We start from the raw sequence: 21,253 nt of genomic DNA, 5'->3' as shown, positions 1-21,253 counted from the left end.
TTAATATAATTGGCCGTAAGCGTTTACAAATTTATATAAAATCCCATTAAGATATTTAGGGTGGTTATAGCGGTAGGGCTCACCTGTTCCCATTTCGAACACAGAAGTTAAGCCTACTTGCGCTGATGGTACTGCAAACGCGGGAGAGTAGGTAGCCGCCGGTTTTTTAAAAAAGAAAGCTTTGTATAGGATTATACAAGGCTTTTTTTGTTTTGGGTTAGTTTGGTTACTCATAGACGTTATTAAAAACAATCTCAATCCCGATAAAGACCTTCTTATTTAAAAATAGTAAATCTAAATAGTTTTTGAAATCTTATAATTTGAAGAAATAGGTTTTATTGATTCTATTTATCTAGTAAATCCTTTGCGATATATTTTATCTTTAGATTCTTCGGAGTGAACAATATTTAAAAAAAATCTCTAATATTTAATTTTTCTTATCTTAAAATTTAACTAATTTATAAATTTATCTATTAAATATATTTTTTTGACTATTAGATCATTACATTTTTAATCTTTTTAATAACTAGGTTTCCCTACACTTTTTTTTGGATTAATTATTGCTCTTAGAATAAAAAATTGTATGAAATGTTTCATATAACCTAAAAGTTTAAAAAATGGTAATTTCGAAGGGAATAAATGATTCTAAATACTATGATACATTTTTTACTTCATATATTTTATTGATAGTTGACTTATATCGTTAAACAATTAGAATTTATTTATATAATATATAAACGCAAATTAAATACATATACGTTAGATTATGAATAAAAATATATTAAAGTTTTTATTGGTTATTTTAGTAGGAGTTATTCTTTGGTTTGTACCTGTTCCGAATGGTCTTGATGTTAAAGCCTGGCATTTGGCGTCAATTTTTATCGCGACGGTTTTAGGATTAATTCTTTCCCCGTTTCCTTTGGGAGCAATGGCAATATTTAGTATGACAACAGTAGTCGCTCTAGATTTAATTCCGATTAAAAGTGCCTTAAAAGGTTTTGGAGATACAACAATCTGGATGATAGCTTGTGCTTTTTTTATTTCAAGAGGATTTATTAAAACAGGTTTTGGAAGAAGAGTAGGATATCTTTTCATTAGTAAATTAGGAAACAGTTCTTTAGGTTTATCTTATGGATTGGTTATGACCGATTTAATTTTTGCGCCGGCAATGCCATCCACATCTGCACGTTGTGGCGGAATAATAACCCCTTTATTTTTATCTATATCAAATGCTTATGATTCTACTCCAGAAAAAGGAACTCAGAATAAGATCGGTGCATTTTTAGTACAATGTATATTTCAATGTAATGCAATTACATGCGCCATGTTTTTAACTTCGATGGCCGGTAACCCTATGATAGCAAAATTTGTTGAGAATATGGGATATACCATCTCATGGACTGATTGGGCAAAGGCCGCAATTGTTCCCGGCTTGTTATCTTTACTTGTAATTCCATATGTTTTATATAAATTTTATCCACCGGAATTAAAACATACCCCGGAAATGAAAGCGATTGCAAAAGAAAAGCTTAAAGAGATGGGTAAAATGACTACCAAAGAGTGGATTGTTCTAGGTGTATTTTCTTATTTAGTAATTTTTTGGGTATTAGGATCATTTCTTAAAATAGATGCGACATTTACCGCCTTTGTGGGGTTATGTATTTTGTTATTAACTCATGCTCTTGAATGGAATGATGTTATTAGTGAAAAAGAAGCATGGCATACAATTATATGGTTTGCGATACTTATGACCTTAGCTTCTCAATTGAATACTTTAGGATTTATTCCTTGGTTTGGAAATTATGTAGCTGAATCGGTGAAAGGTTTACCTTGGTTACCGATGTTATTTATACTTTTATTGGTGTATTATTATGTACATTATCTTATGGCAAGTGCCATAGCACATATCAGTGCTATGTACGTTATATTTGTTTCCATATCGATAGCTGCAGGGGCTCCACCAATGTTAGCAATATTATTATTTGCATTTTTCAGTAATTTAAATATGTCAATTACACATTATTCAAGCGGACCGGCTCCTATTTTGTTCGGTTGCGGATATATACCATTGGCAAAATGGTGGAAGATAGGATTTTTTATGAGTTTAGTTATCTTAGCCATTTGGTTACTAGTGGGAACCGCTTGGTGGAAAGCGATAGGATTATTTTAAATAAGTAATTATATAAAAAAAAGGTTTTCTAATTTAGAAAACCTTTTTTATTTTATTTTACAATTTTCATTTCATCTATAAGTCTTTGGGCTCCCGCATATTTATCGATTATAAATAATATATAACGGATATCAACCATAATGTTTCTGCAGATAGAAGGATCATAATTAATATCGCTCATTGTGCCTTCCCAAACCCTGTCAAAATTAAGTCCTACCAAATTACCATGAGCATCAAAGGCGGGACTTCCTGAATTGCCCCCCGTAGTATGATTGGTTGCAATATAATTTACTATGATATCTCCATTTTGTGAATAAGGTCCGAAATTTTTTTGATTGTACAAGGTAATTAATTTTTTAGGTAAATTAAATTCATAATCATCAGGAATATATTTTTCAATAACACCCGATAATGTTGTAAAAGGTTTATAATAAACTCCATCTTTTGGTGTATATCCGTCTATTTTACCATAAGTAACTCTTAAAGTAGAATTTGCATCAGGAAAGAATTTTTTTGAAGGAAAACTCTTTAATTGAGCATTCATATAGTTTCTTTGCAGGCTGTCATTTTTTTTATCAAAATCATCATGAAATGGTAAAATTTTTCTTCTGTACATTTCAATATAAGGAGTAATAAAGTTTAGTACTGCATCATCTTTTAATTTATACTTTATATTTTCCTTAGAATCGGAAGATAATATTGATATAAGATCTCCTTTTTTACGAGTTATATATGAATTTTTCCATAAATCGGTTAGGTAAATATTGCACGAAGATTCTTTTTCAAAATCTTCATGACCGGCTACTTGAAATCTTGGCTCAATATTCATACTGTACATGGAAAGCATTTTTGAAGAAACTTTCTTGTCTAATTCCGAATCATAATTTTTATAAATTGAACTCACATTTTTTATTACTCTTAATCTAATTGTTTCAAAGTCTTTATCAGAAGCATTAAGAAGATTGGATACTAAATATGCCATACGAAAAGTTTCAGAATTTGAATAGAAAACTTCATTAAAATAAGTATAAGCTTTATTATACCGACTATTATTTTTATATAAATCATTTAATGCATTTACTAAAGACAGATTTTTATTTTTAGCATCAAGATTTATTTGACTTTGCTCTACCAATTGATTTTCATACTCTTTTCTTTTTTCGATAGCATTTGATTTAAGTAACCCTTGATTTTCGCCGATCCATTTTTTCCATCCGTTAGCGATAGATGCATATTTTGCCGCATATTTTATCTTTATTTCTTTATTTTCACGCATCGCATGATCTAAAATTTTTAAAGATTCATTACGCAAAGAAATTCTTGATGGATTGGTTATTTCTAATATTTGTTCAATAGCAGATGCCGGTAAATATTCTTGAGTTCTTCCGGGAAATCCGTATACAAATGAAAAGTCATTTTCCTTTTTTTCTTTAATTGATATAGGCAAATAGTATTTCGGGGTATAAGGTATATTATCTTTAGAATATTTTGCCGGATGATTATTTTTATCTGCATAAATCCTAAATAGGGAAAAATCTCCGGTATGCCTAGGCCACATCCAGTTGTCGGTATCTGATCCGTATTTTCCTATAGAAGATGGAGGAGCACCCACTAATCGAATATCTTCGTAAGTTTCTGTAATAAAAGCATAATATTGATTACCGTTGTAAAAAGGCAAGATAGCAATGTCTTGATAGTCCTCTTTTTTGATGGTTGAACTAATTTTATTAATATTATTTTTAATAATAATATTTCTTTGTTGTTCAGTAAAATTATCACTAATACCCAATAATATTTGAGAAGTTACATCTATAATATCAACTATAAAAGTTGCTTTTAAGCCTTCGTTCGGTTTTTCTTCATCATAGTTAGAAGCCCAAAATCCATGGGTTAACAGGTCATTGGTAACTGTAGAGTGCGATTGTATGCTATAGTAACCGCAATGATGGTTAGTAAGTAATAAACCCTTTGGTGAAATAACTTCAGAAGTACAGCCTCCTCCGAAATGAGCAACCGCATCCTTTATGCTTGGATTATGGGTATTAAATATTTGTTTTGGAGATATTTTCATACCCATTTCCTTCATTTCTTTTTCATTGAGCTGATTAGGTATCCACATACCCCCACCCGTTTGAGCGATTAAAAATGAAGCATTTAAAAAAAAGGTTAATAAAAAAGATTTTAGCGTAATTTTTTTCATTGATACAATAATTAGTTTTTCAAAAATATAAATTTATAAATAATATAATAACATAAAAAAGTTAGAATGCATATTTAAAAGAAAAATTAATTAGCTTTGTGTAACTAATAAAAGTTAAGATTTTAACAGATAAATAAAGATTAATGTTATGATTCGCATATAAATTGTAACTAGTAAAATAGACTAAAAAATGGTATGGACGAAATAGAACTAAAAAAAGAAGAAGAAGAAATAGTCAAACGTTACAAAGATATGCTTCGTAACACCTACAGAGATTTGACTACAGAAGATAAATCTCTGATTAGAAAAGCTTTTGAAGTTGCAAAAGAGGCCCATAAGGATCAAAGGAGAAAAACCGGAGAACCTTATATATATCATCCTTTAGCCGTAGCTAAAATTGTTGCAGATGAAATAGGCTTAGGAGCAACTAGTATAGCATGTGCTTTACTGCATGATGTTGTGGAAGATACTCAGTATACCATTGAAGATATTTCCAATTTATTTAATCCTAAAGTAGCTAAAATTATAGATGGACTTACCAAAATATCTAACATAGACCATCAAAATCTTTCGTTACAATCCGAGAACTATAGAAAGCTGTTACTTACCTTGTCTGAAGATGTTAGAGTTATTTTAATTAAGATAGCTGACAGACTTCATAATATGAGAACTTTGGACAGCATGAAAAGTTCCAAACAGAAAAAAATTGCTGCTGAAACCACCTATATATATGCTCCTTTAGCCCATAGAATGGGTCTTTATACCATCAAATCTGAGCTTGAAGATTTAAGTTTAAAATATACCGATCCGGAATCTTATTCTTTAATCGTTAAAAAACTTGAGGAAACAGAAAAAGACCGACAACGATATATTGAAGAATTTTCAAGGATTATGCAGGAAAGCTTAAATGCCGAAGGTTTGAATTTTACTATTAAAGGACGACATAAATCCGTTTTTTCAATTTATAAAAAAATGAAAAAACAAGATGTTTCCTTTGAGGAAGTTTTTGATTTATTTGCTATTAGAATTATATATAAGTCTGATTATAAAAATGAAAAATTCCTGGCTTGGAAAATTTATTCCATAGTTACGGATAAATTTATGCCTAATCCCAGCAGGATGAGGGATTGGATTACAACTCCCAGATCTACGGGATATGAAAGTTTGCATGTTACTGTCATTGGTCCGGAATCTAAGTGGGTGGAAGTACAAATCCGATCGGAGAGAATGGATGAATTGGCTGAAAAAGGGATTGCCGCTCACTATAAATATAAAGAAGGATATAAGGGAAGAGAAGATAATCAAATTGAAAATTGGATATCTCAAGTCAGAGAAATGTTGGAAAACTTGGGAACGGCCTCTACAAAGGAATTATTAGATGATTTTAAATTAAATTTATACACAAAGGACATTTTTGTCTTTACTCCTAAAGGAGATTTAAAAGTACTTTCTGCAGGAGCAACGGCTTTAGATTTTGCTTATTCAGTGCATTCCGGTATCGGAGATCATTGTTTAGGAGCTAAAGTAAATAATAAATTGGTGCCGTTAAGTTATAAGTTATCAAGCGGGGATCAGGTGGAAATACTGACGTCCAATGTTCAAAAACCTAAAGCAGATTGGTTGGATTTTGTAGCCACTTCAAAAGCAAAATCAAGGATTAAAGCGGCATTAAATTCGGAAAAAAGAACGTATACAGATGAAGGTAAAGAATTATTAATTCGTAAGTTACGGCACTTAAAAATTAATTTTTCAGAAGAAGAATTAAATTCCATTCAAAAATTTTTCGGAGCAAAAACCAGTCACGATGTTTTTTATCAGGTTGCTACTGGAGTCATCGATAGTAAAGCACTAAAAAAATATAGAGACAGTAAAGGTGTTTTAACTAATTTATTATCCAAATTAAGAAAAAAAACCTCTATAATCACTGAAAATAATTTTCTGGAACCCAAAGAAGAGGAAAATTATGATATGATTGTTTTTGGAGACGATGAAGAAAAACTAAACTATCAATTAGCGCAATGCTGTAATCCAATTCCGGGTGATAATATTTTTGGTTTTGTAACCATAAACAGTGGTATAAAAGTTCATAAAGAAAGCTGTTCCAATGCTATTGATATGCGAGCTAACTATGATTACAGAGTAATTCCGGCTAAATGGGTAAGTAGTTCAAGCAGGGATTTTCTGATAGAAGTTTCATTACAAGGAATTGACAGAAACGGTATTTTTAATGATATAACCACTCTTATTTCTAATAAATTTAAAATTAGTATAAAAAAAATAAATATTAATTCCGAAGATGGAATATTTTACGGAAATTTAATATTATTTGTAAAAAATACTCTTCAATTAGAACAAATTATAGAAGAGTTGCATAATATTGAAGGTATAACCAATGTTAAAAGATCTGAGATAAAAAAATAATTTATTATATAGTTCCTTTGTTATAATTTTGAGTATAATTTATAATTCTATTAAAAAAGATTTTTTAATATAATATAGATTTATGGTAAACTCAACAAAGAAATTAAATATAAACTCGAAAAAACAGTTTTTATTTATCTCAAAGATTAAAGAAATAATTATAAGATAAATAAAAATTGTTAAGCAATGAAATATAAGTTGTTTGTTCTATTCAACTAAAATAAACAAAGTGTGAATTTTAATCTTTTTCATTGAGTAAATCTTGATAAGCAATTTTTAAAGCCTCCTTTTCTTGTTTATTAACTTCCGGATATTTCGGGTTCATAGATTTTAATGTTTCATTTATGATGTAAGCCATTATCAATTGCCCGTAAGATTTATTATCAAAAGGAACAATAAACCAAGGACAATTTTCAGTGGAAGTTTTTTCAAAAGCCTTTGCGAAAGCTTTTTGATATTCATTCCAAAATTTACGTTCTTTTAAATCAGAAGCTGAAAATTTCCAATTTTTTTCTTTTTCATTAATTCTTTTAATAAATCTTTTTTTCTGTTCGTCTTTACTTATATTGAGGAAAAATTTAATAATTCGAGTACCATTGTTAAACATACGATTTTCAAAATTTTTAATTTCCTCATATCTTTTTTCGAAAAATCCATCATTAATATCTTTGACAGAATTTATAGTAGGAATTTTTTCATTTAAAATAAATTCAGGATGTACTTTGCAAACTAATACGTTTTCATAATGAGAACGATTAAATATTTCTATTTTTCCACGTTCGGGCATTTTGATAATATGTCTCCATAAATAATCATGTTCATATTCTAAAGAAGAAGGTGTTTTAAAAGATGATACATTTACTCCTTGGGGATTTACTCCCGTCATGATTGCTCGAATGGAACTGTCTTTTCCGGCAGCATCAATTCCTTGTAAAATAATTAATAAAGATTGTTTGTTTTCAGCATTTAAAATATTTTGATAATAATCTATATTTTTAATTATTTTCTTTATCTCTTTTTTGTTTTTTTTGAAATTTTCAGGTGATTGAGTAGTATAATTTTTAAGGTTTACTGATTTTCCTTCTATCACACGGAAATCATCTATGGTAATTTTCATAATATATTATATTTTAATTTTTTTTATATTAATTGTTTAAATGAACAAAATAAACTAATTTTTTTATAAAATAGAATGTTATAAATAATTTGTAAAATTATTCTGATGTGTAGATGTGAAAATATTGTACCAAAGTATATTTTTGTGTTTATATTTTTTTTCTAAAAAATATAAATCAGAATTTTTAAAGTATTACACATGAATGATCGCATGTATAGATAAAAATGGGTTTAAAATAGGAAGTATAAAAATATTATAAATTAACTAAGAAAAAACAATGCGGATATTAGTTCCTATATATAAGCCCATTAGAGAACTGGCCCCTCCAACGGTTTTTAAATTACTCTTATACATGGAAATTTGTAAATAGCCGGAAGAATTAAAAATAGCAAAAGCTTTTCCATGATATTTTTTGTCCTCAGGATCTGTCCCAAGTATATCGGTATATTTAGATTTGATTTCAGTGAATTGAACGTTCCTGGCAAAAATTATAAAGTCCTTTTTTTTTCCAAATTGGTGAAATTGTTCTTTACTAATGTTGGTTATAGCATTACCAAAATTATCTACATGAATAACCATTCCTGTTAACGAATTATCTTCGCTTTTTTCTACCGGTTTGGGTTGAGTTAATTCCTTATAAGAATTTATTTTTCTACCTATTAATTCTATTTTTCCGCCTCTGGCAAGATGACAGGCCACAGGAATGAAAAGGTCTTTAGTTAAAAAATGAAGGTCATCATATTTATTAATCGTGATTTCATATACTTGATCGGGAATATATTCTTCAGCGATTAAAGAAAGAATGCCGTTATCATTACAAATAAAAAAATGACCGTTAATTTCTGCAGCTAAAGATTTTACAAATGGAGAAGGCAACGCGTCGACACCAATTATATGAATGGTCCCTTTAGGAAAATTTTTGTATGAATTTTGAATAATATAAGCAGTTTGAATTAAATCAAAAGGCATAATTTGATGTGAGATATCAACGACTATAATATCCGAAATTTGGCTGTATATAGCACCTTTAAGAGCAGCCACATGGTAATCGTCTAAACCAAAATCGGTAGTAAGTGTTATTATTCCCATTTTTTATTATCCTACACAAAGTTATTGCTTATTTTTGTTATGTAAAATTAAAAAAGGAGTTAAAATTTGAATCAAATACGAATTACTTTAGAAGGGGTGGATTTAAAAACTTTCTATGGTGAATATAATCAAAACTTTAATCTGTTGATAAATCATTTTCCCAAATTAAAAATTATAGGAAGGGATCGGGTATTGTCGGCAGCAGGAAATGATGCGGATTTAACTTTGTTTAATAATAAAGTTAAAGAAATAACAGAATATATAAACAGATATAATAAGTTAAATGATATCGCTCTTGAAGGAATACTTTCTAATGGAGAAAAGCAGAATGAGCTTAGAGCCGAATCTGAGGATATTATTGTTCACGGAATAGGAGGAAAACTTATTAGGGCTAAAACAGAAAATCTTAAAAAACTGGTGAAAGCAGTTGAAAACAATGATATGGTATTTGCCATTGGTCCGGCAGGAACCGGTAAAACTTATACTAGCGTTGCTTTAGCTGTAAAAGCTTTAAAAGATAAACAAGTAAAAAGAATTGTGCTTACTCGCCCGGCTGTGGAAGCAGGGGAAAGTTTAGGATTTTTACCCGGTGATTTAAAAGATAAATTAGATCCCTATCTTCAGCCTTTGTATGATGCATTACGAGATATGATCAGTCATGAAAAACTGGCTTCTTATATTGAAAAAGGAGTCGTTCAAATTGCTCCTTTGGCATTTATGAGAGGTCGAACGTTAGATGAAGCCTTTGTAATTTTAGATGAAGCTCAAAATACGACCCATTTGCAAATGAAAATGTTTTTAACGCGTATGGGGGCTAATGCGAAGTTTATTATTACAGGAGATCCCGGGCAAATAGATTTGCCTAAACATCAGAAATCCGGATTAAAAGAAGCTGTTCATCTTTTAAAAAGAGTTAAGGGAATAGGTTTTGTGCAATTGACAGAAATTGATGTGGTAAGACATAAATTAGTAAGAAAAATATTAGAAGCCTATCATAAACAAGAAGAGATTGAAGAATAGTTTTTCATTTTCTTTTCTAAAATAAAAGATCTTATTGAAAAATAAAATCCTTATTAATTTACTTATTTATATGTTTTAATAAGAAACAGATTAATAAAAATTAATCCTTCATACTATAAACAAATAGATATATTTTCGAATTTTTTAAAAATAAATTGAATAATCAGTAACAAAAGGATAAAGTAAAAAGAATTACTTTATAAATCAGATTTGAAATTTATCCTTAACAATTTGAACCATTTTATTATAGGTTTCTGCTTTGCTTAAATGAGTGTTATCGATAAGAATGGCGTCTGCGGCCTGAGTTAATGGTGACACTGATCGGCTGCCATCGATGTAATCTCTTTGCTTCAGATTTTCTTGAACCTCTTCTAAAGAAATGTTTTTTTGTTGATTTTTATATTCAGTGAATCTTCGTTTAGCTCTTTCTTCGATACTGGCAGTAATAAAAAATTTTAAATCAGCATTTGGAAATACGACCGTTCCAATATCTCTACCATCCATAACAATGCCGCCGTTTTTTCCGATATTTCTCTGTTGTTTTACTAAATATTTTCTTACTTCAGGTATTTTTGCCACCCATGAAACATGTTCAGATATGTCAAAAGCACGAATTCTATTTTCAACATTTTTTCCATTAAGATAAATTTCATTGGTATTGGAATCAGAATTTAGCTTAAAGTCCAAATGAATATCATTTAAATGGGTTAGTAAAGCTAACTCATCTATAGTATTATTTTTATAAAAATTTTCAATAGCATATAAAGTTACGGCTCTATACATAGCACCGGTGTCTATATGAATCCATCCAAATTCTTTGGCTAACATTTTTGCATAGGAGCTTTTACCGGTGGAAGAATAACCATCTATGGCAATTATAGGTTTTATCTTGTTGTTTTTCATGTTATTACCAGTCATAACGAGGGGCAAACATATTTTCCAAGTCTATACGTAGTCCAAATGTATTGGTGTTTCCCGCAGCATTATATCGCCCCCAAGCGTAATCAAAGCGAAAATATGAAATTTTCACACCAAAACCAAGAGTTAATCCGGCAAATGACCGTTGATCTTCGATGGCCAATTCATTACCTCTCTTAAAATTATATCCGGCTCTGAGGTTGAATCCTGACTCGGGAAATAGTTCGGCACCTAACGAAATATGATCTATAATTTTTCTTCCTCCATTGATCTTTTCTCCCTTTTTATTAGTTGGAGATGAAATATCAAATTTCTGTAAGTCATGTAAGGTAAGAGTTAACTCCATCGGTAATTTTTCGAATCGTTGCGAGATTCCTAAATTTGCTTGAATGGGTAATTTTTCTCTTCTATCATTATAATAAGTTAATTGTCCTCCAAAATTTCTAACCACAGCAGAAACGGTAGTATAGTAATCAATGTCGTGAAATACCACCCCAAGATCAGCCAAAAGAGCGGAAGAGGTATAACTTTCAATTTTACTGGTAACAAAAGATAAATTTCCGCCTACGGTAAAGAAATCAGAGATATTATAGGCATAACCCAAAGTTACTGCTGCGTCTTTTGCTGTAAATTTTCCGGTTACATTTCCAATTTCATCGGCGGCTTTAAGATCTCCATAATCTACATATCTTCCATGAAGGGAAAAAAAGTGCTTACTTTCCTTAGGATTATAGACATAGGAAACAGCTCCTAATTTGACATCTGCAAGATAAGAGGAATAATTTATTCCCGCTTGGTTATGCATTTTATCGTTCATCATTGCCGGATTGAACATAGCCATATTAGGATCATTGTCCCAAGAAGAGTTAGCATTACCTCCTAAAGCCGCTTGACGGGCAGATACGGTCATATTCATAAATGTATATATTTCTTGCCCGTTTTGAGAATAGACAATGGAGTATAAACTAATGAATATAATTAGTATAAATTTATGCAATAGACGCATTATAGTAAAAATTACAAGAAAATAAATCAGGTACGCTTGATGGTACTTTTTTGTAATTATAAACTATGAATCTGTCAATTTATTGTATGGGGCTACTAATAACCTAAAAGATCTAAAATTTGCTTATAATTTTGTTCTTCTCGAAACACTTCATAAGTAAATTCGCCGTCTTTATTTTTATTGATCAAAATATGTTTTGGCTGCGGAACTAGACAATGGTGCACGCCTCCGAACCCGCTAATGGCATCTTGATAAGCTCCTGTATTGAAAAAACCTATATATAAAGGTTTTTCTTCACTGAAAATAGGAAGATAAATGGCATTAACGTGTTGTTCTGAATTATAATAATCATCGCTATCACAAGTAAGACCTCCTAAGAAAACACGTTCATAGGAATCTTCCCAACGATTGATAGGAAGCATGGTAAATCGACGAGAAATAGCCCAAGAATCAGGTAATGTTGTCATAAAAGAACTGTCAATCATATCCCATTTTTCCCGATCATTTTGTCTTTTTTGACTTAAAATTTTGTAAACAATCCCTCCACTTTCTCCAACAGTGAATGAACCAAATTCGGTATATAAAGTAGGTTCTTCTACTCCTTCTTCAACACAGAATTTTTTTATTTGGTAAGTAATCTCATTGACCATATAATAATAGTCGTAATTAAAATTCAAAGAATTTTTTATAGGAAAACCTCCTCCTATATTGAGCGAATCCACTTCGGGTGCGATTTTTTTCAATCGAGCATAAACTCGCAAACATTTATAAAGTTCGTTCCAATAATAGGAAGTATCTTTAATCCCCGTGTTGATAAAGAAATGCAACATCTTTAAACGAGCAAAAGGATGATTTTGGATTTTTTGAGCATAAAAGGGAACAATATCTTTATATCCGATTCCCAAACGAGAAGTATAAAACTCAAATTTAGGTTCTTCCTCAGAAGCAATTCGAATACCTATATTAAAATTAGTATCAATGCTGTCGGAAAGTCGATCGATTTCTCTGAAATTATCCAATACAGGTAATATGTTAGAAAATCCGCCGTTAATCATTTCCGAAATAATTTTTAAATATTCATCGGTTTTGAATCCGTTGCAAACAACTTCTATATTTTTATCGACAATTCCTTTATCGTATAATCTTCGTATAATTTCCATATCGTTTGAAAAAGAAGTTTCCAAACTAATTTTATTTTTTAAAGCTTCTTCAACCACGAATGAAAAATGACTTGATTTTGTACAATAACAATATCTATATTCATTATTGTAATTATTTTCCTTATAAGCCTTTTTAAACCATTTTTTGGTTTGTTGTATGTTTTGCGATATTTTAGGTAAATAATTGAACTTAAAAGGAGTTCCGAATTTTTCAATTAAGTCCATTAAAGGGATGTCATGAAATAATAAATTTCCGTTATCAACCTTAAATTCGGGTTGTGGAAAATCAAAAGTTTGTTGAATTAAATCGTGATACTTTATTTTCATTTTTAATAGTGGAAAAAAATCAGATTACAAATATCTATAAATTTACTAGTTAATAAATGCTTTTTTAAAAAAATTAATAATTTTTTCCATCAAATATTAGATTTTAAAAATATTTTAACAATTTTAAGTTATCATTTATCAAATTCAGAAAATATTTTTTTATTGAGAATAATTATAAAAAACTGTTTATTAATTCTTCATGCAAAACACCTTCACAAATTTGGCGAACTTCTCCGGTCATTCTTATTTGCCAATGATCATCAATTTCTATTTTAAGTTCTCCTCCGGGCATTTTAATGGTTACTTTATTATTTATTAACCCTTTTTTTCTTAATACACTTGCTACCGCACAAGACGAACTTCCTGAGGCTAAAGTGAAACCGGCCCCTCTTTCCCAAATTAATATTTGAACTTCATCTCTATTCAGTACTTTTGCAAATTGAACATTTATACGGTTAGGAAATTTTGAAAACGTTTCAATTTTAGGTCCGTATTTTTTTATTTCCTCACTATCTAAATTTTCTTTGAGAATTACACAATGTGGATTTCCAACAGAAACACAATTGATTAGAAACTCTTGATCATCGATAGTAATACGTTCATCTTGTACTTCTTTCGAATTAAAGGAAGTGGGTATTTGTTTTGAATCGAAAATGGCTTGACCCATATCTACTGTTATTAAAGCAGCCCTCTCATTTAAAGTTTCTTGTATGGTTGCACGAACTTTCCCTCCTTTGGTTTCTACTGTAAATTCCTTTTGAGGAATAATTTTATAATCGTATACATACTTACAAAAAATTCTTAATCCATTTCCGCTTTTTTCTGCTTCGGAACCATCCGGATTAAAAATTTTCAGACCTATATCAGCCGTTTCTGACTTTGTTTTTACTAATATTCCATCAGAACCTATTCCGAAGTTTACGTTACAGATTTTTTGAATGGCTTTTTCAGTTAAAGGAAAAGTAATAGTATCTTCATTGATTACTATGTATTCGTTACCCAAACCTTGGGATTTAATAAAAAAGTTTTTTTCCATCAGAACGGATTTTTTTTAATTAATAAGATGGTATTAGAGCATAAATATAAAATTTATTTTAATTCATGTTCTAAATTTTTACTTTTTAAATTTTTGATTGTGCTGTAGATGTACCTATTGATTTAAAAATAAATTAAAGCCCTTTACATAAAAACATCAATTGAATTCTTATTTACTAATTTTCGGAGTAAGAAATAAAGCAGAGAAATATATTATGATTGTTTAATCCACTTGAAAATTTCTTTTATAGTTACTTTTTTTCCATACATAAGTATACCAATCCTATAAATTTTACTTGCAATAAAAACCATTACTAATACCGATCCGACCATGGTAATGATTGATACTGCCAATTGCCAACCCGGTATTCCATAAAAGGATCGGGTAACCATAGCCATGGGAGAGGTAAAAGGAATAATGCTTAACCAAAATGCCACAGGTCCTTCCGGATTGTTTATGATACTTATGCATCCATAAGCGCCTAAAAGTAGGGGGATTACAATTATTGGAATAAATTGTTGAGTTTCTGTATCATTATCCACTGCTGCTCCAATGGCTGCAAAAAAAGAACTGTAAAATAAATATCCCGTAAAAAAGAAGAAAAGAAAAACAAAAATAATTAACGGATAGTTAAGATTGAAAAGGGCATTAATAGTGTCGCTAATTTGAATTTGCATTTCTTGATTAAGAATATTTCGTAAATCATTTTGTTGAATGGAAAGTGTTAATTCATGCCCTAATATCAGTTTACCCATACTAAGAAGGAGCAGGGTCATTCCTATCCATATACAAAATTGAGTTAAAGCAATTAACGTTGTACCCAATATTTTTCCCATCATTAATTCAAAAGGTTTAACGGATGAAATAATTATTTCAACCACCCTGTTATTTTTTTCTTCCATAATGCTTCTCATCACACGTGTTCCGTAAATAATAAAAAACATAAGATTTACATACATTAATGACAAAGAAAGAATTTCTTTAATTAAGTGGTTATCTTCTGATTTGCCTTCTTTAACATTAGTAATTTGTAAGGATATTTTGGAATTAATTTTATCTATATCGGATTGATTTATTCCTAATAATTTTCTTCTTTTTTCTTCAATTTTTTTATTGATGGTTTCTTCCAATGAATAGAGAAGATTTTTGTTCAGATTTTTGTTTGTATAAAGTTGGATATGGTCTTGCAAATTATTGAATAGAGAATCTTTGGTTTTAGGTATATACAAAATAGCATCTAATGAGTTACTTTGTGCTAAAGAATCTTTTAAAGCTTGTAAATCATTTTCTGTATAAAAATTAAAGATATTTTTTTCATTACTCTTAAAATCAGGATAAAATTCATGGGTTGAATCAATGATGGCAATACGTGAATTGCTTTCATTAATTTTAATCATAAAACCAATGATTGCTACGGCTAGGATTACTAATATCGGAGCAAAAAAAGTAATAAGAACAAAAGATTTTTTTCTTGCCTGAGTAAGAAATTCTCTTCTCATTACCAAAAAGATATTTCTCATAGATTTTTAGAATTTACAGCATTAATAAAAACTTCATTCATACTGGGGATTTCTTCATAAAAAGAAAGGATTGTTCCTTTAGATGAAAGTTCTGATAAAAGGGATTTTGAGCTTTTCAGGTCAGATAGTTTAATTGAAAATGAATATTCATTATCCATTTTTATTAAATTTTCGATCGTATGATTAGATAGTAGGTGTTCAATATCATGGGATTGTATATCAGTAATCCTGATATTAAATTTTCCTTGTTTAAATTTATGTCTGATATCTTTAACCGAACCATCTAAAATTTTTTTTGAATTATGGATAAGGGCCACATAATCACAAAGTTCCTCAACAGATTCCATTCGATGAGAAGAAAATAAAATGGTAGTCCCTTTTTCTTTTAATTCCAGAATTTCATCTCTTATTAGATTGGCATTTACCGGATCAAATCCGCTGAAAGGCTCGTCAAAAATTAATAATTCGGGATTATGCAATACGGTAACTACAAATTGAATTTTTTGAGCCATTCCTTTAGATAATTCGCTCAATTTTTTATTCCACCATTTTTCAATTTTTAGTTTATCAAACCAATATTCTAAACGCGCTTTGGCTTCCGTTTTATTCATGCCCTTGAGCTGGGCTAAATAAATTGCCTGTTCGCCTATTTTCATGTTTTTATACAGCCCTCTTTCTTCCGGCATATAACCTATATGTGAAATATGTTTGGGTTGTAGAGGCTCTCCATTAAAATAAATTGTACCGCTGTCCGGCTTAGTAATTTGATTTATGATTCTTATAAACGTAGTTTTTCCGGCACCGTTCGGACCTAAAATTCCATAGATACTGCCTTTTGGAATTTTTATGTTGAAGTTATCTAAGGCAATTTTGTCTTCATAAGTTCGGGTAACATTTTCAGCTACAATAAAATAATCCATTTTTGAGTTGTATTATTTATTCAATCACAAATAGCAAATGTACTATTTTTATAGAAATTTGTTTATGTTAAATACTTTATATTTGCCCCTAAAATAAAGTATAATTAGGTTTTAATTTTAAACTTAGTTGTAATACACTTTTATTTGACTATATGAAGAATTTTCCGGTTTATATTTTTTTGTTATTTCAAATATTTATGTTCTCTCAGAATTTAGAGATGAAATATTATGTACCGGATCGTCCTCATTCCCGTGTTTATAAAATTTTAAAAATGGTTAAAAAGAACGAAAAAATTAACCATCCTAACCATTTAAATTCTTATAATTATTTTTTATATACTAAATTCTATATTGATGATTTTAGTAATGTTATGCATAGTATGAATAGTGATTCATCTGAGATTGCTAAGTTAGAGAAAAAGGAATATATATTTTTAGGAGAGCGGGTGTTGAAATGCAGATATGACACAAGATACGGGAAAAAAAATATAATTTTAGCCGATCAGGTTTCGGGTTTTAAAAAACCTTTTTATGAGTTGTTTTCTGAACCTTTTTTTCAAGAAGAATTTCCTAATCTTTTAAAGAATAAATTCAATTCCTATAATTTTAAATTAATTGACAGTATTGTAATCGATACTAAAAAAAATTACATTATTTCATTCGGATCCAAAAAAAACTTGTTAGTAAATGGGAGCAGGGGAACGTTGTATATTGATGCTAAAAGTTTTGCAGTAGTTAAATATTCAGGGGAAGAATACAACTCAAATTATACTCGTTATTTTGAATATCAATGGAAATCGTTCAAAGGGATATGGTATTTAAAGTCTAAAACCAATAAAATAAGAATAAGTACCATTGATGTTACCAAATTTTTGACAAATTCCAACAAGGAACAAAAATTTTTGTTTTCTCCTTGGATAGTTATCGAGATGACAACGTCTCATTTTACATCCAATAAGTCTTTTACAAGAAAAGATTTTAGAGGGTATGAATATGAATTAGAAAAAGATTTTAACACGAATACGGAAACAAAAATTAAAAACTTTCGTAAAGCTCCTTTAACGCAACGAGAAAAGAACACCTATGCAAATTCCAGCTTTTTCAATGCGTTGCCCATTGAAAAAAATGTTCGTCTTTTGAATTCGGTAAAAAATTGGAAATTACCTTTAGGTAAAGTAGATTTAAATGTATTGAATTTGATGAATTATAATGATTATGAAGGATTTAGGTTTCAGTTAGGAGGAAAAACCAATTACAAGTTTAGTAAAAATATGTCCATACTCGGATATCTTGCCTTCGGGACGAAAAGTACCAACAGTAAAGGTGCGTTGGGAATAGATCTTAATGTAAACAAAAAAAATAATGGAAAAATAAAGCTTTTAGGATACTCTGATGTAAATCCATTTTCGAAAACTATTGATAGATTTCCTAATCGTGAGGAACAAATAAAGGACGAATTAAATTACATTCAAAATTCAATTTTTTATACTTACAGAGGAGGAAAGCTCGCTTATGAACAAGATATAGTAAAGAAAGTTACTGCTTCGGTGGAAGCGAATTATGAAGTTCAAAAATCGGATTATGAATATTCATTTAAATCTTATTCGCCTTCTCATAAATATACGTTATTTTCAACTTCTTTACACCTTAAATATGCACCATTTGCTAAATACCTGATGACTCCGGAAGGAAAAATGACGGTAGAAGATAAGCCCGTTTATTTTTATTTTGATTATACCAAAGGGTGGAAAACTTTGGGAGCTGATTTCAACTATGATCGCTTTGATTTAGCTGCTCATATATCGGTAACTAATCCTATAGGGGAGAGTTCCTTATTTATGAACTCCGGATATATTTTCGGAAAAACGGTTTTATGGAATAATTATGGAAGTTTTGGTAATGCGAAAATAGGTAAATCAATAGGAAATAGATTTTCAATGAAAGGCTATCGATCACTGGAAACCTTAGCACCCGGAGAGTTTTATGCGGATAAATACGTGGCTTTTTTCTTAACTCATTCTTTTAAAGACATAAATTTTATAGGAAATAGTAAGTTGCAATTTTCTTTAGTTTATAATGGGTTACTAGGAAATATGAATCATAAAGAAATCCATAAATTAACTTCTTTTTCAGTTCCCGACAACTATTATCAAGAAGTTGGAATGGAGTTTAATAAGCTAATTTACTATTTTGGATTGGGAATTTATTATAGAATGGGAGCCTATCACCTTCCTACTTTCGATAAAAATTTATTTCTTAAATTAACTTTTAGTCTCTTTTAAATAGCATATTTCTTTAGATTTAATTATAAAATGCTATTTTTGTGTAGTTAATTTTATCATAATATCCAAATGAAAAGCTATCTTTTTTTATTACTTTTTTTTATATGTATTTCTTTTAAAGCCCAGCAAATCATTACCAAAGTAGATTCAGCTACCGGGGGAAAGCTGATTATCAATGCTGATGAAGAAATATTGAAAATGGTTAGTGAAGATGAATTATGCAAAAAATTTGGAGACACCACGAGAGAATCTAAACCCATTTCTTCCACCGATAAAAAACCGGTGAACAGGCCTGTTTCTCCTGAAAACATTTGTGGCAGACGTAACGATATCCCCGGTTTTATGATCAAAGTTGGAGAAGCTAAAACAGAGAAGGAAATAAATACGTTGACTACAGAATTTAGAAAGTTATTCCCTGAATTACGGGTTGAAAAAAGTTATTTACGTCCTGATTGGAGACTTTTGGCCGGAGATTATTTTAAGAGAGAATCAGCAAAATCTGATTTAAAAAGAATTAAAAGGAATTTTCCTTCCGCCTTATTAGTTAATTGGAGAATTTATTGTAACCGGGCAAAATAATTTTTTTTAATAAAAAATATAAAACGAAAAGGGCTTAATTAATAAGCCCTTTTGTATTTTAAATTATATTTCTTTACCTTCTTGATCGTAATATTCAAAGAGAAAATCATTATAAGGAAATCGTTGGGTATGGATATCTTTAACTTGATTATAAATAATTTTCTTCAATTCTTCATAATTTTCTTTAGTTAAAGCAGAAATAAAAACACTAGGATATTTGGATTTAGCCATCCATGTTTTTTTCCAATCTTCTAACGAATAATTTCTTTTGGTCACCGGTGTTAGATCATCTTCATCTTTTCTTTCATAAGAAAAATTATCAATTTTATTAAATACCATTATTGTTGGTTTATCTGCAGAACCTATTTCTGCCAAAATGGTATTAACGGAATTAATATGATCTTCAAAGCTGGGATGAGAAATATCAACCACATGAATTAAAAGATCAGCCTCTCTCACTTCATCTAACGTTGATTTAAACGACTCTACCAGCTGAGTAGGTAATTTTCTTATAAAGCCGACTGTATCGGTTAGTAAAAAAGGAAGATTACCTATTACAACCTTTCTTACAGTTGTGTCTAGTGTTGCAAATAATTTATTTTCTGCAAAAACTTCCGATTTACTCAACACATTCATTAAGGTAGATTTTCCTACATTAGTATATCCAACCAAAGCTACTCTAACTAATTTTCCTCGATTGTTTCGTTGAGTTGACATTTGCTTATCAATCGATTTTAATTTATCTTTAAGCAAGGATATTCTGTCTCTAATAATACGTCGGTCGGTTTCAATTTCAGTTTCTCCAGGTCCTCTCAATCCAATCCCCCCTTTTTGTCGCTCCAGGTGAGTCCACATACGAGTTAAGCGAGGAAGAAGATATTCATATTGAGCAAGTTCGACTTGTGTTCTGGCATAGGATGTTTCAGCTCGTTGAGCAAAAATATCTAATATAAGATTCGTACGGTCAATAATTTTCCTGTCTAATTCTTTTTCTATATTTTTAAGTTGAGAAGGAGTCAATTCATCATCGAAAATAATTGTATCGATTTCATGTTCTTTAGCATACTCATTAATTTCTTCCAACTTTCCTTTTCCTACAAACGTTCTAGAGTGTGGCTGATCCAGCTTTTGCGTAAATCTTTTGTAAACTACAGCTCCGGCTGTATTTGCCAAAAACTCCAATTCATCCATGTATTCATTTAACTTTTCTTCATCTTGGTTTTGAGTAATCAATCCGATTAGAATAGCTTTTTCATATAATGCTTCTTTTTTTTCTAACATATAAAATTAATCTGCTTTAAACTCGATTTATTTATCAAATGTATTGTTTTTAATAATTTGTAATACTATAAACTTTTAAAGATATGTGTAATTACTGCATAATGTGATTTAACATAACAGGTATCTTTCAATAATTATACAATTTTTTTTAATTCTTTGTTTTTTACTGAATAGTACAATGGGTCCTAAGAGAGATTTTTTCTAATT

Annotated in this window: 15 protein-coding genes and 1 rRNA gene; 6 read left to right on the top strand and 10 right to left on the bottom strand. The window is 29.8% G+C overall.

The features are described from left to right. Positions 1–56 precede the first annotated feature (56 nt). Both rrf and C4S75_RS04275 read left to right on the top strand, forming a co-directional pair. Positions 57–164, top strand: a 5S ribosomal RNA gene (gene rrf / locus C4S75_RS04280). A gap of 602 nt (positions 165–766) precedes the next feature. Then, a complete protein-coding gene (locus tag C4S75_RS04275) occupies positions 767–2,170 on the top strand; it encodes an anion permease (protein WP_105297085.1) in 1,404 nt (467 codons plus the stop codon). A gap of 52 nt (positions 2,171–2,222) precedes the next feature. Here C4S75_RS04275 and C4S75_RS04270 read toward each other — a convergent pair whose 3' ends face one another. Further along, positions 2,223–4,370, bottom strand: a complete 2,148-nt coding sequence (locus tag C4S75_RS04270) for a S46 family peptidase (RefSeq protein ID WP_105297084.1) — start codon at positions 4,368–4,370, stop codon at positions 2,223–2,225. A 195-nt stretch (positions 4,371–4,565) separates the two neighbouring features. Between C4S75_RS04270 and C4S75_RS04265 the strand changes: the two genes are divergently transcribed. Continuing rightward, positions 4,566–6,791, top strand: coding sequence for a bifunctional (p)ppGpp synthetase/guanosine-3',5'-bis(diphosphate) 3'-pyrophosphohydrolase (locus C4S75_RS04265; RefSeq protein ID WP_105297083.1), 2,226 nt, complete (start codon positions 4,566–4,568; stop codon positions 6,789–6,791). Positions 6,792–7,029: 238 nt separating this feature from the next. Here C4S75_RS04265 and C4S75_RS04260 read toward each other — a convergent pair whose 3' ends face one another. Further along, entirely contained in the window at positions 7,030–7,908 is an 879-nt protein-coding gene (locus C4S75_RS04260; RefSeq protein WP_105297082.1) for a PPK2 family polyphosphate kinase, read from the bottom strand. Positions 7,909–8,172: 264 nt separating this feature from the next. Beyond that, complete coding sequence (locus tag C4S75_RS04255) at positions 8,173–8,997, bottom strand: S-adenosyl-l-methionine hydroxide adenosyltransferase family protein (RefSeq protein ID WP_105297081.1); 825 nt, start codon at positions 8,995–8,997, stop codon at positions 8,173–8,175. Between the two features lie 66 nt (positions 8,998–9,063). Between C4S75_RS04255 and C4S75_RS04250 the strand changes: the two genes are divergently transcribed. After that, entirely contained in the window at positions 9,064–10,017 is a 954-nt protein-coding gene (locus C4S75_RS04250) for a PhoH family protein (protein ID WP_105297080.1), read from the top strand. 204 nt (positions 10,018–10,221) lie between these two features. On the opposite strand, the gene cmk is transcribed toward C4S75_RS04250, so the two are convergent. From cmk to C4S75_RS04220, 6 genes are all read right to left on the bottom strand, one after another. Further along, the gene (cmk, locus tag C4S75_RS04245) at positions 10,222–10,920 is read right to left on the bottom strand and encodes a (d)CMP kinase (protein WP_185116734.1); all 699 of its coding nucleotides are present in this window, start codon (positions 10,918–10,920) and stop codon (positions 10,222–10,224) included. A 4-nt stretch (positions 10,921–10,924) separates the two neighbouring features. Next, positions 10,925–11,941 carry a type IX secretion system protein PorQ gene (gene porQ / locus C4S75_RS04240; RefSeq protein ID WP_105297079.1) on the bottom strand — a complete coding sequence of 339 codons (1,017 nt, stop codon included), beginning with the start codon at positions 11,939–11,941 and terminating at the stop codon, positions 10,925–10,927. Between the two features lie 95 nt (positions 11,942–12,036). Further along, positions 12,037–13,428, bottom strand: coding sequence for an arginine decarboxylase (locus C4S75_RS04235; protein ID WP_105297078.1), 1,392 nt, complete (start codon positions 13,426–13,428; stop codon positions 12,037–12,039). Positions 13,429–13,600: 172 nt separating this feature from the next. Then, on the bottom strand, positions 13,601–14,464 hold the full coding sequence (dapF, locus tag C4S75_RS04230; protein WP_105297077.1) for a diaminopimelate epimerase: 864 nt from the start codon (positions 14,462–14,464) through the stop codon (positions 13,601–13,603). A 212-nt stretch (positions 14,465–14,676) separates the two neighbouring features. Continuing rightward, positions 14,677–15,984 carry an ABC transporter permease gene (locus tag C4S75_RS04225; RefSeq protein ID WP_105297076.1) on the bottom strand — a complete coding sequence of 436 codons (1,308 nt, stop codon included), beginning with the start codon at positions 15,982–15,984 and terminating at the stop codon, positions 14,677–14,679. Further along, positions 15,981–16,904: an ABC transporter ATP-binding protein gene (locus C4S75_RS04220; protein ID WP_105297075.1), complete on the bottom strand. Its 924-nt coding sequence runs from the start codon at positions 16,902–16,904 to the stop codon at positions 15,981–15,983. The genes C4S75_RS04225 and C4S75_RS04220 overlap by 4 nt, the downstream gene beginning before the upstream one ends. Before the next feature lie 197 nt (positions 16,905–17,101). On the opposite strand from C4S75_RS04220, the gene C4S75_RS04215 reads away from it, so the two are divergent. Together C4S75_RS04215 and C4S75_RS04210 are read left to right on the top strand one after the other, a co-directional pair. Then, positions 17,102–19,186, top strand: coding sequence for a DUF5686 family protein (locus C4S75_RS04215; RefSeq protein ID WP_146105558.1), 2,085 nt, complete (start codon positions 17,102–17,104; stop codon positions 19,184–19,186). 69 nt (positions 19,187–19,255) lie between these two features. Beyond that, positions 19,256–19,765, top strand: a complete 510-nt coding sequence (locus C4S75_RS04210; RefSeq protein ID WP_105297073.1) for an SPOR domain-containing protein — start codon at positions 19,256–19,258, stop codon at positions 19,763–19,765. A 63-nt stretch (positions 19,766–19,828) separates the two neighbouring features. Here C4S75_RS04210 and hflX read toward each other — a convergent pair whose 3' ends face one another. Next, positions 19,829–21,046, bottom strand: coding sequence for a GTPase HflX (gene hflX / locus C4S75_RS04205; RefSeq protein ID WP_105297072.1), 1,218 nt, complete (start codon positions 21,044–21,046; stop codon positions 19,829–19,831). Positions 21,047–21,253 lie beyond the last annotated feature (207 nt).

Origin of the sequence: Apibacter sp. wkB309, assembly GCF_002964915.1 — a bacterium.
In the GTDB taxonomy this organism is placed as follows: Bacteria; Bacteroidota; Bacteroidia; order Flavobacteriales; family Weeksellaceae; genus Apibacter.
The sequence above is the reverse complement of the archived record's forward strand: the minus strand, read 5'-3'. Positions and strand labels throughout refer to the sequence as shown.